The 16,406-nt window shown below is 68.4% G+C and carries 13 protein-coding genes; 3 read left to right on the plus strand and 10 right to left on the minus strand.

Annotated features, from left to right (window positions below; all coding sequences use genetic code 11):
* Window positions 1-16 precede the first annotated feature (16 nt).
* The 3 genes from RS901_RS27020 to blaOXA all read right to left on the minus strand — a co-directional run bounded on the left by RS901_RS27020 (window position 17) and on the right by blaOXA (window position 3,480).
* The gene (locus RS901_RS27020) at window positions 17-1,285 is read right to left on the minus strand and encodes an ROK family protein (RefSeq protein WP_316157205.1); all 1,269 of its coding nucleotides are present in this window, start codon (window positions 1,283-1,285) and stop codon (window positions 17-19) included.
* Between the two features lie 198 nt (window positions 1,286-1,483).
* On the minus strand, window positions 1,484-2,395 hold the full coding sequence (locus RS901_RS27025) for a hypothetical protein (RefSeq protein ID WP_316157206.1): 912 nt from the start codon (window positions 2,393-2,395) through the stop codon (window positions 1,484-1,486).
* A 245-nt stretch (window positions 2,396-2,640) separates the two neighbouring features.
* On the minus strand, window positions 2,641-3,480 hold the full coding sequence (gene blaOXA, locus RS901_RS27030) for an OXA-1206 family carbapenem-hydrolyzing class D beta-lactamase (protein ID WP_316157207.1): 840 nt from the start codon (window positions 3,478-3,480) through the stop codon (window positions 2,641-2,643).
* A gap of 162 nt (window positions 3,481-3,642) precedes the next feature.
* Between blaOXA and RS901_RS27035 the strand changes: the two genes are divergently transcribed.
* Window positions 3,643-5,283 carry a hypothetical protein gene (locus RS901_RS27035; protein ID WP_316157208.1) on the plus strand — a complete coding sequence of 547 codons (1,641 nt, stop codon included), beginning with the start codon at window positions 3,643-3,645 and terminating at the stop codon, window positions 5,281-5,283.
* Between the two features lie 10 nt (window positions 5,284-5,293).
* Here the strand turns inward: RS901_RS27035 and RS901_RS27040 are convergent, their stop codons facing one another.
* A complete protein-coding gene (locus RS901_RS27040; RefSeq protein WP_316157209.1) occupies window positions 5,294-6,091 on the minus strand; it encodes a helix-turn-helix transcriptional regulator in 798 nt (265 codons plus the stop codon).
* A gap of 355 nt (window positions 6,092-6,446) precedes the next feature.
* On the opposite strand from RS901_RS27040, the gene ggt reads away from it, so the two are divergent.
* Window positions 6,447-8,063 carry a gamma-glutamyltransferase gene (gene ggt / locus RS901_RS27045; RefSeq protein ID WP_316157305.1) on the plus strand — a complete coding sequence of 539 codons (1,617 nt, stop codon included), beginning with the start codon at window positions 6,447-6,449 and terminating at the stop codon, window positions 8,061-8,063.
* A 63-nt stretch (window positions 8,064-8,126) separates the two neighbouring features.
* Here the strand turns inward: ggt and RS901_RS27050 are convergent, their stop codons facing one another.
* Entirely contained in the window at window positions 8,127-8,423 is a 297-nt protein-coding gene (locus RS901_RS27050) for a zf-TFIIB domain-containing protein (protein ID WP_316157210.1), read from the minus strand.
* Window positions 8,424-8,580: 157 nt separating this feature from the next.
* Here RS901_RS27050 and RS901_RS27055 point away from each other — a divergent pair, with 157 nt between their 5' ends.
* On the plus strand, window positions 8,581-9,174 hold the full coding sequence (locus RS901_RS27055; protein WP_316157211.1) for a M23 family metallopeptidase: 594 nt from the start codon (window positions 8,581-8,583) through the stop codon (window positions 9,172-9,174).
* A 31-nt stretch (window positions 9,175-9,205) separates the two neighbouring features.
* Here the strand turns inward: RS901_RS27055 and RS901_RS27060 are convergent, their stop codons facing one another.
* The 5 genes from RS901_RS27060 to RS901_RS27080 all read right to left on the minus strand — a co-directional run bounded on the left by RS901_RS27060 (window position 9,206) and on the right by RS901_RS27080 (window position 16,404).
* Entirely contained in the window at window positions 9,206-10,537 is a 1,332-nt protein-coding gene (locus tag RS901_RS27060) for a nucleobase:cation symporter-2 family protein (protein ID WP_316157212.1), read from the minus strand.
* Window positions 10,538-10,829: 292 nt separating this feature from the next.
* Complete coding sequence (locus tag RS901_RS27065; protein WP_316157213.1) at window positions 10,830-12,020, minus strand: type III PLP-dependent enzyme; 1,191 nt, start codon at window positions 12,018-12,020, stop codon at window positions 10,830-10,832.
* Between the two features lie 22 nt (window positions 12,021-12,042).
* Window positions 12,043-12,819 carry an HpcH/HpaI aldolase family protein gene (locus RS901_RS27070; protein ID WP_316157214.1) on the minus strand — a complete coding sequence of 259 codons (777 nt, stop codon included), beginning with the start codon at window positions 12,817-12,819 and terminating at the stop codon, window positions 12,043-12,045.
* Window positions 12,816-14,585: an IucA/IucC family protein gene (locus tag RS901_RS27075; protein WP_316157215.1), complete on the minus strand. Its 1,770-nt coding sequence runs from the start codon at window positions 14,583-14,585 to the stop codon at window positions 12,816-12,818. Before RS901_RS27075 ends, RS901_RS27070 begins: the two co-directional genes overlap by 4 nt.
* Before the next feature lie 7 nt (window positions 14,586-14,592).
* On the minus strand, window positions 14,593-16,404 hold the full coding sequence (locus RS901_RS27080) for an IucA/IucC family protein (RefSeq protein WP_316157216.1): 1,812 nt from the start codon (window positions 16,402-16,404) through the stop codon (window positions 14,593-14,595).
* Between the last annotated feature and the right edge of the window lie 2 nt (window positions 16,405-16,406).

The following is a 16,406-nucleotide window of genomic DNA, read 5'->3' on the forward strand; positions in this document are numbered from 1 at the left end:
CGAGGTACGCGGTGCTTCAGACAATGGCATGGCTGGCCTCCGGAACGATGGCAGACGCACCCCGTAGCAGCTCGGCGCGTGGCGAGAAGTTCATGAACATCGGCAGCGACGCGGCACCCACCGCGCCGGCGTTGGCGCCAAAGCAGCCGCGCACCACGGTGGCGGGCGCGCGGGCTTCGGGGGCGCCTTCATCCAGCGCCTGCTGCAGGCGCGCGATCAGCGTGGCGACCAGACCGCCGTCGATATCGGCATCGAAGATCACCAGCGGCACGTCGAGCACGGCGAGGGCGGACTGCAGCGCAGGCGCCAGCGCATCGACGCAGTCGGCAATCCATTCCTCGACCGCGCGGTGGCCCAGCTCGACCTGGCGCTGCAGGTCGGCGTGGCCGTTGACCACCACGCGGTGGTGGCGCAGGTGGCGGGTCAGGGCGTTGAGCGACGCACGCGAGATCAGGATGTCGCGCCGCTTGCCGTTGCCGGTGGCAACCGGCGCGGAAGCCAGGGTGCTGGGTGGCACCGGCATCATCGCGATATCGCCGGCATTGCCGGAGACACCGCGTACGCAGTCGCCATTGAGCACCACGCCGCCGCCGATAGCGGGGCCAAGGAAGACATAGAGGAAATGCTGGGCATGGTGGCGCCCGTAGAACAGCTCGGCCACGGCGGCGGCGGTGCCGTCGTTCTCGCCGAAGACCGGCAAGCCGGTGGCGGCGTTGAGCATCGCCGGGAAATCAGCCTGGTCCCAGGCGCGGAAGCTTGCCTGGAAGGCTTCGCCATGCACGTCCAGCTCGCGCAGCCAGGCGCCCAGGTTATAGGGCTGCGCCACGCCGATGCCCAGCAGACGCTTCTGTTCGGCGGGGGTGAGCAGGGCGCGCAGCTCGGCAATATCGTGCCGCACCATTTCCAGCGCCTGGTCGGGGTGGGGCAGGACCAGCTGGTGGGCGCGGCTGGCCAGGATATGGCCGGCAAAGTCCACCATCACCACCTCGATGCTGCCGCGGTCCAGCCGTACGCCAATGCCGAAGGCGCCCTTGGGCTGCAGCCGGATCAGGCTGGCGGGCTGGCCGCGCTGGCCTTCCGTGCGGCGCCCGGACTGCTCGACCAGGCCTTCCTCCGACAGGGTCTGCACGATGCTGCCCACCGCCGTATTGGTCAGTTGCGCCATGCGCGCCAGGTCAGCCTTGGAGGCCTCGCCGGCACGGCGCAGCGCCAGCAGCAGCGCGCGTTCGTTGTACAGGCGCAGGCTGGCGGAATTCACGCCACGGCCCGCTTTGGATGCGGTCATCTTGTCTCCGTCCGCTATTAATTAATTCACGTTGAATTAAATGATATAGGAGCGCAGAACTCAACCGCGGGGAAACCCGGAGAGCGGATGCGGCGCCTGGGCGCCAGGTGATGGCGAAGCCACTGCTGTGGCTCCGACGCGGAAGGCTGCGGCGGTCCGCCCGCAGGGGACCGCCAGGGGCGTTGCCCGGAAGTGGGCTTATTGCTTCGACATTTGCATGGTGAGATACCCGCCGGTCCCGGTGCTGCAGGCCATCACCAGCGTGCGCGCATAGCGCGTGCTGCTGTTCACGATGATGCTGCCGTCGGCCGGCATCAGGCGGATCGCGGCAAAGCCGTTGTGCGGCACGCCAGTCGACAGCGCGCAACCGGTGCTGCCCGGCTGCGTGGAGTTTTCGGCAACGATCCTGACCGCATACAGGTTCTTGGCCGATCCCGGGGTGGCAAGCGTTGCCGTGCCCTGCAGGTCGCAAATGCGTGTGCCGCTGGTATAGGTACCGGTGACGTTGCCCGCGTCGTCGATCTGCATGGCAAAGCCGTCTTGCTTCCAGTTGCCGGCGATGGCAGCCTGGTCCACGGCTAGCGCGTTGGATGGATCATAGGTACCGGATAGCACATTGGTAGGGTTGCCTGGCGTGGCGACGAAATTGCCGTCAAAGCGCTGGCCCGGGGTAATGGTGCCGGCCCCGGTGGCCGGGTAGGCAAAGCCGGTTTCGTACAGCGTGCCGGGGCCCAGCGTCCAGGCCGAACCAGAAAACTGGAACGTGCCTCCCAGCACGCCCGTCAGTCTCGCGTGCACGAACTTCCCGCTGTTGTCGACCAGCGTGGCGTTCATGAGGCCGACCCAGAGACCTTCGCTGCCATTGCCGACCGCTGCCGTCGAGCCCGGTTGCGGTGCGCTCAGGCTCGGCCGCAGCTCGCCAGCGGGTGCGGGTTGCGGTGCTGCTTCGGGCGAGGGCTCAGGCTTTGGTGCAGGCGCCGGTGCCGGATTATTTTCAGACGGTGGCGTTTGTGCCGCTGGTGTGGTCGTTGCGTCGTCCCCGCCGCCGCCACAGGCGGCCAGCAGCGCGATGGCCGACAGCAGGGCTGCCGGCATTGCTATTTTTCTCATTGGATTTCACCTCCGGATCATGGGAGCGGTCTTGCTGTCCCGTTGCATACAGGCGCCGGCGGATCCCACTACGGAATGGTTGCGTCGGGCGACGCGGTGGGAAATGCCGACCGGCCAAAGCTATCGATCCGGGGTCGGCAGGTAAATCAGACGGATCTGAAATACGGGGGAGAAATTGCCTGTGTGAAATGTCTGAGGGCAGTGACTGAAGGCGGCCGCGCGTGCGGCGGCCGCCTTCGGAAGCGTCAATCCGGCAGCGCCCCCGCCTGGCGCAGCGCCGCGCGCGCGATCTCCATGCGCGCCTTGGCGTGTTCGGGCCGCAGCATGTCGAGATTGAGCGCAAACAGGTAGTCGTCGTCGCCACGCTCAACCCAGCCCACCAGCCAGCCCACCGCCGGCCTGGCCGAATCGGCCCAGCCGGTCTTGGCGTGCAAGGTGTAGGCGGCGGTGCGCTCCGTCACCGTGATGTCGTCCACGGCCTTGAAGGTGGTCGGCGAGAACGGCAGCGTGCGCTGCACCACGCCCTTCAGGAAGTCGATCTGCTGGTAGGCGGAGATCTGCAGCGTGCCGTTCAGCCAGAAGCGGTCGACCTGGCCGGAACTGTTGGCATTGCCATAGTGCGACGCAGTCAGGTAGCGCTGGTAGGCCGCGCTGCCAACCCGCCGCGCCAGCGCCTGGTAGGCCGGCACGCAGGAGTTGGGGAAGGCGACGCGCAGCGGCACGTCAGCGTTGCAGGCCTCGGGCAGGATGGCCTTGCCGCCGACCAGCCAGACCTTGCCGTCCCACGGCAGCTTGTCTTGGTCGACGTCGGCCACGGCGCCGCTCTCCAGGCCGATCATCGAGTTCAGGATCTTGAAGGTCGACGCCGGCGAGTACTGGGTGGCCGCACGCGGCTTGTTGTAGGTCAGCATGCGGTCGCGCCGCAGGTCGTAGATCACCATGGTGCCGGTGGTATCGGCCTGGCGGAACAGCACCGCGGCATCCAGCGGGACTTCTTTCGGTGCCGCCATGGCAGGCAGGGTGGAGGCAAGCAGGCCGAGGCTGATCGCCATCGGTGTCAGCAAACGAGCAAGATGATTGTTCATGGCTGTGCAGAGGAGTTGAGGGGATGGCAATCCGGGCCCGGACCGTGGTGCGCAGCATAGGAGAGCGCCCGGATAACGCCAACCGTGCTGCCTGTAACTTGCGTAACATGTCGGGCGCCGCCCGCGCTTTCCCCGCGATTGCCCCCGTTCCCTGACCGCCTGATGCCAGCCACGCCTGCCCCGATCCGTATCGACGTGTCGGCCCCGTACCGGGTCGACGGCCAACCCGCGCGCTACCAGTCGGTCTGGCTGCTGGCGCGCATCTGGCATGCGCATCGCACCGGCGCGGGCGGTGTCACCGCGGCAGTGGTGCGCAGCGCCTTCCCGACGGCGGCCAACCTGCGCATGCTGGCGTCGCGCGCGTTTGCGGACTTTGCGCGGTGGCAGGTGGCGGTCGGATGGGGGGCCGACCGCCAGCGCGATCCCGCCGCGGCCAATCCGGCGCACCGCAGCCGCGGGCCGTTCTGGATCACGGCAGCGAGCGCGCGGCGCCTGCGCTTTGTGGCGGACGGGCGCACGCTGGGCCCGGCCGCGCTGGCCCGCCATCTTGCCTTTGCCGCGGGGCCGCAAGCGGCGCCGGCGGGCCAGCCGGACGGCGTTGGCTACGTGATGCGCGACATGGCCTTCTGGAGCGAGCTGACCCAGGCCATGCGCGGCGCGCAGGACGGCCACGCGGGCATGCATGGCTCAGCCGTGGCCGAATCCTTCCGCGCGGCGGGCCGCAGTGCCGGTGACGGTTTCCAGCAAGCGCTGTCGCTGCTCAAGGAAAGCCTGGCCTGGCGCCGCTGCGGCCGCCTCGACCAGAGCCGGGCGGCGCTCAGGCGTGTCGACCGCCTGGTGCAGGCGGCCGAGGCCGGCGCGGCGACGCCCGCGTTCTGCGCCATGGCGCATATCGTGCGGGCCTGGGAACGCCATACCCGCGGCGACAGCTACGGCGCGCGTGCCGGCCTGGAAGGCCTGCACTCCGATCCGGAACTGCGCCTGGTGGTGCGCTACAACCCGCGCGTGCGCTTTGAAGTGCTGAACCTGGAAGCGCTGCTGCACAAGGCCGATGCCATGCGCGCCGGGCATGCCGGCACGGCGCGGGCCGCGCAGCTGGCGCTGGATACCTTCGCCGGCGCCCTGCAGGCAGCCTACGAGGCCGATTCCGTCGACGCCGTGCAGCATGCCGCGGCCAATATCGGCCTGTGCCTGTGGCTGTTCTGGCAGCACGGCCTGGTCGATGCCGCGCGCGCCTTGTCCGCCAGTGCGGTGCAGCGGCAGGCGATGCGCTGGCTGGGCTTGTCGGAGTGGATCTGCGACCGGTTTGGCGTAGGCGGCGGCACGGCGTGGAATGCGATCTTCCTGCTGCGCATCGCACGCGGCAGCTGCGGGCCCGATACCCCGCCGTCCGACCGGCCAGCCAGGGCCAACGACAGCATGGCCGCGTTCCGCCGCCAGCGCCCGCTGTCCGTTGCCGATGCTGTCGACGCGCTGCGGCCGTTCCATGCACCGTTCGCGCCGGCCAAGGGCTTCGTGCGCTGGTCGGCCGTGGCTGCGTTCGCACTGGAAGACCATGACGCCGGCCACGTCAGGCTGGGGCCGTTGCAACTGGCCAACCTGTTGCTCGAATCGGCCTGGTATCTCACCCACGAGCAAGGCGCTACCGCAATAGCGTGTGCAGCAGTGGAGCGGCTGGCCGCCCAGCTGCCCGCGCTGCGGCCGGCCGAGCGTGCGTTCTTCACCGCGGAACTGCGCGCCTTGCCGCCGGAGCTGCGCGATGCTGCCGCGGAAGCTTCACGGCGCAGGCGCAAGGCGGCGTGACGGCAGCGCGCTACGCCGCGGAAGTGCCGGGCCGGTTTGCGCGGGACAGCTCGCCCGGGGTCATGTTGTACAGCCGCCGGAATGCCGCGATAAACGCCGACAGCGAGTCATAGCCGCAATCCAGGGCAACGTCGGTCACGGCCTCGCCGCGCTCCAGCCGCGGGACCGCGTCGAGCAGGCGCAGGCGCTGCCGCCAGGCGCGGAAGGTCAGCCCGGTTTCGCGCAGGAACAGCCGGGTCAGGGTCTTGTCCGACACCGCCAGGCGGGCGCTCCACGCAGCCAGGCTGGTATCGCGGTCCGCGTGGCGCTGCAGGCCGTTGCAGACCAGCCGCAGGCGCGGGTCGGCCGGCAGTGGCAGCATGAGTTCCACTTCCGGCGCGGCGCAGAGCTGGTCCAGCAGCACGCGCGCCAGGCGGCCGTCAGCGCTGTGCTCATCGTATTCGGCAGGCAGGTAGCTGAAGGCCCGGATCAGCTCGCGCAGCAGCGGACTTACCGTGAGCACACGGCAGCGGCCCGAGACCGCCGCGCAAGCCCCGTTGTCCAGGTAAAGGCTGCGGACGCGGGTGCCGGCCGCACAGCGCACGCGGTGCTGCATGCCGGACGGAATCCAGACTGCCCACTGCGGCGGCGCCACGAAGCGCCCGCTGTCGGTCAGCACCTCCAGCACGCCCTCCAGGGCATAGGCGAACTGGCACCACGGATGCCGGTGGCGGTAGCCCAGTATGCGGTTGGGCAGGGCTTCGACATGGCCATATAGCGGGCGGGGCAGCTGCGCGAGTGCGCGCAGGCCGTGGTCGTGGGCAGGCATGCAGTGTCCGTTGGCGATGTGGGCGATGCCGCTGGTGATGTCCGATTGGCGATACCGGATGCGACTTTGCCGTTAGCCAGAATCTTTGCCGCAGGCTAACTTGCGCTCGCCCCATAGGCAATCCGGGCAATCCGGGCAATCCGGGCAATCCGCTCTACCACGCATGCAGGTTGCCCAGCCTCCGGCATGCCTCTTCGCTGTGTCACCAACGGAGCCTGCAATGCACCGCATACGACTTTCCACCCGATTGCGCCGGGCCGGCTTGCTGGCCGCGCTCACCCTGCCGGCTGCGCCGGCGTGGGCCTTCGATGTGAGCGGCAAGTACTGCGACACACCTTCAGCCTGCGTCAACCCGATGGCCACCGGCGGCATGGTGACTTCGTCAAACCGCCTGGCCACGCAGGCGGGCCTGCGCGTGCTTGCGGGCGGCGGCAATGCGGTCGATGCTGCCATCGCGGTGGCTTCGACCATCGCCGTGGTCTACCCGCATATGAACTCCATCGGCGGCGATGCGTTCTGGCTGATCTACAACGCCAGAACCCGCGAGGTGCGCGCGCTCAATGCCAGCGGCCGAGCCGGCGAGCAGGCCAGTATCGCCTTCTACCAAGGAAAGGGCCTGGACAAGATCCCCGCCCGCGGTTACCTGTCGGCCAACACGGTGCCGGGTACCGTTGCCGGCTGGGAGGCGGCCTACCAGTACGCGCGCCAGGGCATGGGCCGCAGCCTGCCCTGGCCGGATCTGCTGGCCGATGCCGTGCGCTATGCCGAGACGGGCTTTCCGGTCTCGTCGTCATTCGTGACCTGGAGCCGGATCAATATCGATCCGTCCGACAAGGAGTTCCGCGCCTTGCAGCGCTTCGACGGCTTTCGCCAGGCGTTCCTCAAGCCGGACGGCTCCGCCTACCGGGTTGGCGAAACCCTGCGCCAGCCCGACCTTGCCGGAACGCTGCAGCAGATCGCGGCGGGCGGCGCCAAGGCGTTCTACCAGGGGGAGATCGCGCGCAAGATCGTGTCCGACTTGCAGGCGCATGGCGGCGTACTGACCTACGGCGACTTTGCCCGCCATCGCGCCGACTGGGTGCAGCCGATCACGGTGAACTACCGCGGCTACCAGGCCGTCAACTTTCCGCCCAACACGCAAGGCTTTGCCTCGCTAGAGATCCTGAATATCCTGGACAAGCGCGACGTGCGCGCCCTCGGCGAAGGCACGGCCGACTACTATCACGTGCTGGTGGAGGCGACCAGGCAGGCCTTTGCCGATCGCGACCGCTACGTGGCCGATCCGGATTTCGTGCAGATCCCCCTGGCGCGGCTGCTTTCGCCGCAGCACGGGCAGCTGCAGTCGGGGCGCATCAGCATGCTGCGGGCCGGCATGGACGTGAAGCCGATGGACCCGCACGGCGACACGGTGTGGTTCGGCACCGCCGACAAGGACGGCAACGTGGTGTCGATGATCCAGAGCGTGTATCACGATTTCGGTTCTGGCATCGTCCCCAAGGGCACCGGCGTGCTGCTGCAGAACCGAGGCTCGTTCTTTTCACTCGATCCCGCGCACGTGAATCACCTGGCGCCGGGCAAGCGCACCTTCCATACCCTCAACCCGGCACTGCTGCTGAAGGACGGCAAACCGTTCCTGGTCTACGGCACCATGGGCGGGGAAGGGCAGCCGCAAACGCAGGCCGCGCTGGTGACGCGGATCGTGGATTTCGGCATGTCCCCGCAAGACGCCGTCAATGCGCCGCGCTGGCTGTATGGGCGGACTTGGGGCGTGTCGTCGAATGACCTCAAGATTGAAGGCCGCGTGCCGGAAGCCGTGACCTCCGAGCTGGCTCGCCGCGGGCATCCGGTCAGGCGCGTGGAGGCGTTCACCGACACCATGGGCCACGCGGGCGCCATCCTGATCGATCCGGTGACAGGCGTGATGTATGGCGCCACGGATCCACGTGGAGATGGGTTGGCGGCAGGGTTATAGCGGTCTGCGGCCGGCCACAAAAAGGGCGACCTTGCGTCGCCCTTGCTCACTGGCAAGCCAGCGTCAGTCGAACAGCTCGTGCCAGATGCTCTTCTTCTTATAGTGCTTCTGCTCGCGCTCATAGTACCGGTCGCGGTCGTCATGGCCGCGCTGGTATTCCTGTCGCGGGGGCGGGGTTTGCTGCGGCATTTGCCGCATGGGCGCCTGCTGCACCGGGGCGGCCGCCACGGAGCGCTCAAGGATCTTGTCGAGTTCGCCCCGGTCCAGCCAGACACCGCGGCATTTTGGGCAGTAATCGATCTCGATGCCCTGGCGTTCGGACATCACGAGTTGCGTTTGCGGGCACACCGGACAATCCATTGCTTCTCCTCATTGCAGTGAAAATGGTCAGGGTATGACCGGCGCCAGTGCGTATGGTTCGACCGGGGGATGCTTGCAGAAGTGGTCGGGGGCGCTTGATGTGGCGCGCAGCCCCGCCTGACGGGGAATTTGTGCGCCCGGCTGCCGTCGAAGGCATATGCATGCCTCCCGTCTGTCTTCCCGTCCCCGCGCTTTCGCCGGCCTGATCTGGCTGGCGGCGAGCATCGGCCTGATCTGGCTCGCCTGGCCCTGGTTGCGGCCGCCACTCGAACGCGCGATCTACGCGGCCCGGCTCTCGATCCGCCCCGCGCCGGTGGCACTGCCGGTGCCGGTCGAGGGCATTGTCCCGGGGGCGCTGCGCGATACCTGGCACGGCGCGCGGTCGGGCGGGCGCAAGCATGAGGGCATCGATATCTTTGCGCCGCGCGGCCGCCCGGTGGTGTCGGCTACCGAGGGCATCGTCACGCGCGTGGGCACCAACAAGCTGGGCGGGAAGGTGGTGTGGGTGATGGGGCCGGGGCGCCAGCTGCACTACTACGCCCATCTTGACGACTACGCCGGCGTGCGTGCCGGCGACGTGATTGTGCCCGGTACGGTGCTGGGCTATGTCGGCACAACCGGCAATGCGCGGGGCACGCCGCCCCACCTGCACTATGGCGTCTACACCGCGGGCGGGGCGATCAATCCCTACCCGCTGCTGAAGGCGCCCGCGCCAGGGGGCGGGGCGGCTGTGCGAGGCGGCGCACGCTAGCGCGGCCGCCGCGGGTTTCAAGGCAGGCCGCTCAGGCAGCCTTGCCGACGGTGCCGTGGCCGGCGTCTTCAGCCGGCTCGTCCTTGCCGCCGGGCAGCAGCAGGTTGAGGATCACCGCCGACAGCGAGCCCACCGTGATGCCGGAGCCAAACACTTCGTGGACAAAGGCCGGCAGCTTCGACAGCAGTTCCGGGCGGAAGGTCACCGCCAGGCCGCATCCGATCGACACGGCCACGATCAGGGTATTGCGCTGCGTGAACTTGACGGTGCTGAGCATCTGGATCCCGCCCGACACGATCATCGCGAACATCATCAGGCCGGCGCCACCCAGTACCGGCTGCGGGATCGTCACCACCAGCGCGCCCAGCACCGGGAACAGCCCCGCCAGCAGCAGCATGACACCGGTCAGCGCGACCACATGGCGGCTGGCCACGCCGGTCAGCGAGACCACGCCGACATTCTGCGCGAAGGTCGACAACGGCGGGCTCGACACCAGTGCCGCAAAGGCCGAGCCAAAGCCATCGCACAGGATGCCGCGCGACAGGCATTTGCCGGAAATCGGCCGCTGCGTGGCCGCGCCCAGTGCCATGAACGTGCCCGTGGACTCGACGATGGTCACCAGGAAAGCGATCGACATGGCGACGATGCCAGAGATGGGGAACGACATCCCGAAGTGCAGCGGCTGCGGCACCGCGATGATGGGTGCCTGGTGAAACTGGGTGAAGTCGACCAGGCCCAGTGCCAGGCAAAGCACGTAACCGCCGGCGATGCCGACCACGATCGCCGAGGCAGACAGCATGCCCTTGCCCCACTGCACCACCGCGACCACCAGCGCCAGCACCCCGACGGCAATCGCCAGGTTGCCGGGAGCGCCATAGCGGCTGCTGCCCTGGCCGCCTGCGGCCCAGTCGATGGCCACCGGAATCAGCGACAGGCCGATCATGGTGACCACCACGCTGGTGACGGTGTGCGGAAACAGCTTGCGGATCGCCGGCATGAAGAAACTGCCCAGGATCATCACCAGCGAGCCCGCCAGCGCCGAGCCCAGGATGCCGGCCACGCCGTGTTCGACGCCCACGCTGATGGCCGCGCCGACAAAGGCGAAGCTGGTGCCCATCACGCATGGCATGCGGATGCCCACCGGGCCAACGCCCTTGCACTGGATGATGGTGACGATGCCCGAGCCAAGCAGGGCGGCATTCACCAGCGCAATGACCTGGTCCGGCGGCAGCTTCAGGGCGCCGCCAATGACCAGCGGCACCGCAATGATGCCGCCCAGGGCGGCCAGCAGATGCTGGAGCGCAAGCAAAAACGTCGTCAGCCGCGGGGGGCGGTCTTCCACCTTGAACAGCAAGGGCGCCATTCATGTCTCCTGTTGTCTGGCCGGATATGTTTCCGGACTGTCTTGTTCTTCTGGCGCCGGGGGAGGGGTTGCCCCCGGCCCTGTCGTTGCGCGCTGCCGGACAGGCGGAGAAGACCGCCTGCGGCGAGCATGGCCGGGATCAGGTTCCAGGCCGCAACCGGGGAGCAAGAATAACAGGGATAAGTATTCCGTGATACAAAAATTGCATACAATTTGTATCAACTCCCTTGCGCGGGAGGATAAGGACCGGGGAGGCGCGCCGCGCGCCGGCGCGGAACAGAACCGGGGCCGGCTACTCGCCGAAAAACATCCTGTCCGGATGCGGATGGCTGAGGAAGTCGTGGTGCGAGATATGCCAGCCGTAGGCTCCGGCCAGCATAAAGACGATGCGGTCGCCCACGCGCACGCGCGGTATCGCCACCTCCTGCGCGAAGACGTCCTTCGGCGTGCAAAGCTCGCCGCAGATCGTGAGCCTTGCGTCAGTCAGCTCCGGGCGCGCAAACGGGTAAGGCCACGCATCGTTCGGCGCGACAAAGAACGGATGATTGTGCTGCCATGACACCGGCAGCCGGAAATGGTGCGTACCGCCGCGCACGATGGCGAAGTGCTTGCCGTGATTGCGCTTGAGGTCGATGACTTCAGCCACGTAGCAGCCGCAGTCGGCGCTGATGAAACGGCCGCATTCCAGCACGATGCGGCAGCCGGGCCGCCGCTCCTGCAGCAGTTGCGCCAGCCCGGCGCAGAAGCGCGGCCAGTCAAAGGTGCGATCGGGATCGGCGTAGTCGATGCCGATGCCGCCGCCGACATTCAGCCATTCCAGCACCAGTCCGTGTTCCTCGCGGCATTGCCGCGCCAGCGCGATATGACGTGCAATCAGTTCGAGATGCTGGTCGGCGTCCAGGCTGTTGGAGACCGCGTGCAGGTGCAGCCCGACCAGGCGCACGCCGGGCAGATCGCGTGCCAGCGCGATCAGGGCGGGGAGTTCCGCCTGGTCGATGCCGAACTGCGTCGGGCGCCCGCCCATCTGCAGCGTGGCGCCGGGCAGGCCGTAGGCCGGATTCACGCGCAGCAGCACGTCGGCGCGGCGGCCCATGCGTTGCGCGATGCGGTCCAGCCGGCGCAGTTGCAGCGCGCTTTCCACGTGGATCAGCCTGACGCCGAGGCGCAGCGCGCCCTCCAGCTCGGCATCGGTCTTGCCCGGGCCGCCGAATACGACCGGCACGTCGGCGTCGACGGCGCGCACGCGTTCGATTTCACCCAGTGACGCGACTTCGAAGCCTGCCGTTGCGCCCAGCAGCGCGCGCAGCACCGGCGCATCGCTGTTGGCCTTGATTGCGTAGTAGAGGTCGCAGTCGTCGGGCAAGGCGGCAGCGAGGCCAGCCGCGCGCGTGCGCAGGTGGTTCAGGTCATAGAGATAGGCGCACGCAGGCCCCTTGCGGGGATCAAGTTCATCCAGGTAACGGGTGATGTTTTGCGGGTTCATGTGGTGGCGGGAAGGGGCGGCTTTATGTTGATGACTGGGAATGGGATTGCAGGTGCGCGGCCATGGCCCGGCGCGCGATGCCGCGGTCGTCGCCGAGCAGCAGCATGCGCGTGCCTTGCCGGCGCCAGAGCGCGGCGTCTTCCGGGGTGCGGGGCAGCGCGCAGAAATGCTTGCCATGCGCGCGCGCGGCATCGGCAATGCGCGCCACGGCGTCCCGCACCAGCGGATGACGCGTCTGCCATGACACGCCCAGTGATTGCGAGAGATCCGCGGCGCCTTCGAGCAGCACATCGATCCCGGGTACAGCGGCGATGTCATCGAGCGCATCGAGCGCGGCGCCGTCTTCGATCATCGCCACGACCAGCGTATCGGCGCCCGCTGCGGCAGTGGCCGCGGCAAGATCGTCGCGGCCGAACGCGCTCTGCCAGGTGGCGTTCAGCCCCCGCTCGCCGGGCACGGGCTGATGCTGTGCGTAGTGGCAGAGCCTGGCCGCCTGCCTTGCCTGCGCTACAGCACTGATGCGCGGGAAGACGATGCCCTGGGCGCCGGCGTCCAGCGCCGGCGCCACCTGGTGCGGGGCCGCCACGCGTACCAGTGGCGCGATGCCGCTGGCGCGCGCCGCCAGCAGCATGGCACCAAGCTGAGCGCCATCGATCAGCGTGTGTTCCAGGTCGATCACCACGAAGTCATAGCCGGCGGCAGCGATCAGTTCGACGGTCAGCGCCGCAGGCGTCGAGCAGAACAGGCCGTGCACCGGGCCGCCGCCCGGATCCGACAAACGCGTCTTCAGCGATCTCATGCCGCCTCCGCCAGTGCCAGCGGATTGGGCGCCTGCCGCGTGCGCAGCCGGATTTCGGGCATGAAGCGGCGGCTGGCCAGCAGTTCGATCGACATGGTGGGCGCGAAGCAGTCGAAGCGCCGGAAGCTTTCAGCCAGGCGCGGGTGTGCGCGCTGGTAGCTGCGGATCACGCCTGCCACGATGGTCCAGAATTCTGTTTCTTCGAGCTGGTAGTGCCCAGCAAGCAGCGGGGCCAGTTCGGCCAGGTTGACGAAGAACAGCGCGTCGCAGGTGAAGTCCCGCAGTTCATCGGCATCGTCCGTTTCAATAAACGAGTTCGGGTTGACGCGCGCATGCTCGGCCGGCGGCGGCGTGAGTTGCGGCGCGGCGCCGGACAGCCACTGGCGCGAGAAGCGCACGCCATCGTGAAAGTCCTTGAGCGCCACCCGCTGCGGCAGGCCGTCGACGTGCAGCAGCAGCATGTTCTGCGCGTGCGACTCGAGCGCGGTGCCGTGCTCCCAGAGCAGGTGCAGCACCGGCAGCCAGGCGCGCTCCACCAGCCGCTGCAGCCAGACGCGCACGCCATGACAGCGGACCCACGGCTCGATCAGCGGCAGGCCGTCGACATCGATATGGGTAAGCGCGGTCATGGGAATGGCGGCCTCGCCGGTCGCCAGATAGCGGTGGATGCTTTCGCGCCAGATGCAGGAAAGCGCGCCGTACTGGCCCTGCACCGGTGCGGCGGGCACATGGCTGACGCCGGCGACTTCGCGCAGCAACACCGGTGCGGCCATCGGCTCGGTCCATTCCGTGCGCGCCACCAGGCTCGCCAGCCAGTCACTCAATACGGCGGCGTTGCATACCGTGTGCGGCGCCAGCACGCGCGAAGTGGAGGTGTTGACGAGATTCATGGCCAGCTTCAGCGATAACGCATCGGCCTGATCGGTATTGGCAAGGGTGCGGATCGACTGCTGGGGCAGGTAGCGGCCCGGCATCTCGCCGACGGCGATCAGCTCGCCGCGCGCGAACGCGCCGTGGTAGCCCGGCGCGATGACCTCGTCCCATTGCCACGGGTGGACGGGCAGTGGCAGGTAGTCGGCAGGATTGGCGCCATGCTCGCGCAACGCGGCCTCCAGTGCGGCGCGCGCCGGCGGTGGCAGCAGGCTCTCGGGCGATGCCTCGGCGTTGCCGAGATTCCAGCGGCAATGCGAGCGGCGCGCTGCCAGCAGCACGGGCTGCAGGGGCGCGGCGCATTCCGGCGCGTAGCGTCCGTTGTCCGCCAGCGTGAAACCCATGCGCGATTTATATCCAGGGTGGTAAGGATGGGCACCCGTCAGCCGCGCTTCGATGGCATCGTAGCCGGCATCGCGCAACGGCTGTCCGGCGTGCCCGTTGGCATGGTGGGACTGCGCGTCCTTGACCTGCGTGGACAGCAGCTCCAGCCCGAACTGCTGCAGGCGCACCGGGTCGGCATCGAGCTGGCCGGCAAGCTCGGACAGCAGCTGCGCGACGTCGTCGGCTTCAGCCTGGCTCTGGCCTTCGCAACGGAGCACCGGCCCACGGATGCGGATGCGGCCGAAGCTGGCGGTGCGCTGCGCGGTGCAGCGATAGCTGACGGGCTGGCCGCCTGCGGTCACGCCAGGCAGCTCGACGCCGACGTCGGTGACAAGCACGTCGCGCAGGCAGTCTTCGAACAACAGGGCTTCCAGCAGCTGGCGCAGCACGCGGCGGGCGGCTTGCCGGTATTGCGGGCTCTGGATCAGTCGTTGGTAATCGGTCGTGTTCATCGGGGGCTCAGGCTTGCGGTGCGGATACGAGGAAGTTCGGGACGCCTGCCCACGCAGGCGTTTCGCCATGGCGGCCGAAGCAGCTCAGCATGTTGGCCTTGGCGGGAAGGGTCGGCAGGGCCTGCAGCGACGCCAGCAGCTGGCGCAGCGATGGGCCGCCTGCATCGAGCGCGGCTGCGGTGTCCTGCCACAGCGTGGCTTCGTCGCAGCCGCCCGTGCGCGCCAGGCAGGCGATGAAGTGGCCGATGTGGTTGACCAGCACGTAATAGGCAAATCGATGCAGCGCGGCTTCCTCGGTGTACAGGGCGGGACTGTCGGCATCGAACTGCGCCGCCCAGGCAAAGCGGGCGCGGCTGATGCTGGCGCCTTCCATGTCGCGGACATAGCCGTGCACCGGCCAGCCGCCCGCGAACGCGACCATGCTGTTCTGCAGGTGCGCCTCCAGGCTGACGCCGTGCTCGGCGAACAGGCGAGCCAGCGGCAGCAGCGTGACGTCGAGATAGCGCACCCACCAGCGGCGGATATCCTCCGCGCCGGGTTGATGGCCCAGCGCTTCGCACAGCAGGCCGTCCAGGATGCCGGCGCCATGCGCGGGCTCTTCCAGCACGGTGGCGAGGACTTGCGCGGCGTCGCCATGCGGGCCGGTCATGCCTTGCCGGAAGATCACCGCGGTGCTCGCGCGCAGCGCGTTGTCGGGCAGCGCCAGCACGGCGTAGCCGGTTTCGGCCAGCACCGTGAAGTGTTCGGACGAACGCGCCGCCTCGGGCAGCATGGCGATGGCGCGGCTGGCATCCAGCGCGCGCCGCACGTGCTCGGGCGGATTGTTGCGGATAAAGTTGGTGATGCGGATATCGAGCGCCAGCTTGAGGAAGCGTTGCTGCTGCGCCAGCCACACCGTGCGCACCGACGAGGTCGGCCAGGCCAGCTCTCCCAGCGGCCCAAGGGAAATCATCGCGCGGCTGGCCAGCAGTGGCTGGATCTCGCTGTGCGCAAGCAGCTGCGTGGCTTGCCAGGGATGGCAGGGCAGCAGGCGGTAGTCGCCTTCCTTGAGCAGGTCCGCGGCAGCCTCCATCGCCGCCGGGTCGATGGGCAGCGGCTGGCCGTCGATGGCGCTGCTCTCCAACTGGTCGCTGGCGACGGCGAAGTAGTGCAACTGGAAGGCGGCGCCCAGCTCCGGCGCATAGCGTTGCAGCGCATCGTGGCTGAACCCTTCCGACGCCTTCGACGTGGCGTGGAAGATGTGCCCGAAGCGCAGCCCCTGCTCGGCAGCGATAAAGCGCGAGGGCGCTTGCCGTGCGGGCGCTTCGCGGTGGTACAGGCGCACCTTCTGGACGCCGTTCTTCATCAGCGCGGCAAAGCGCGCCGGCCAGTCGGTGGCGGCGCTCTGTGGATAGGCATGCGCGAGCGCCTGGGTGATGGCATCGGCCAGATTCTCGGCGCGGCGCAGCGGGGCGAAGGCGCTGCCTTCGGACAGCACCGCATCCACGAGCCGGTGGTAGCCGATCGGGGATACGTAGGAGAGCGCAGCCGCCAGCCAGCGGTGGCGGCCGTCGCGATCCGCCAGTGCCAGCACCGCCGGTTCCAGCCCTTCGGAACGCCAGCGGACCAGGGTACTTCTCAGCGCAGCCGGCACCGGGGCCGGAAGGTGCGCGTCAAGGCGCGGATCGACGATGCCGGTCTCGCGGCAGTAGGTGTTGAAGAATTGCTCGATCAGGCGGCGCTCGACGGCGTCGGGCGCATCGGCATCCAGGTCCGGGCGATGGGCGCGCAGGCGCCCTTGCGGTGCCACGGAGGTGGGGGGCAGGAGAGTGGCAAGCATGC

Source organism: Cupriavidus sp. BIC8F, assembly GCF_032465815.1.
GTDB lineage: Bacteria > Pseudomonadota > Gammaproteobacteria > Burkholderiales > Burkholderiaceae > Cupriavidus > Cupriavidus necator.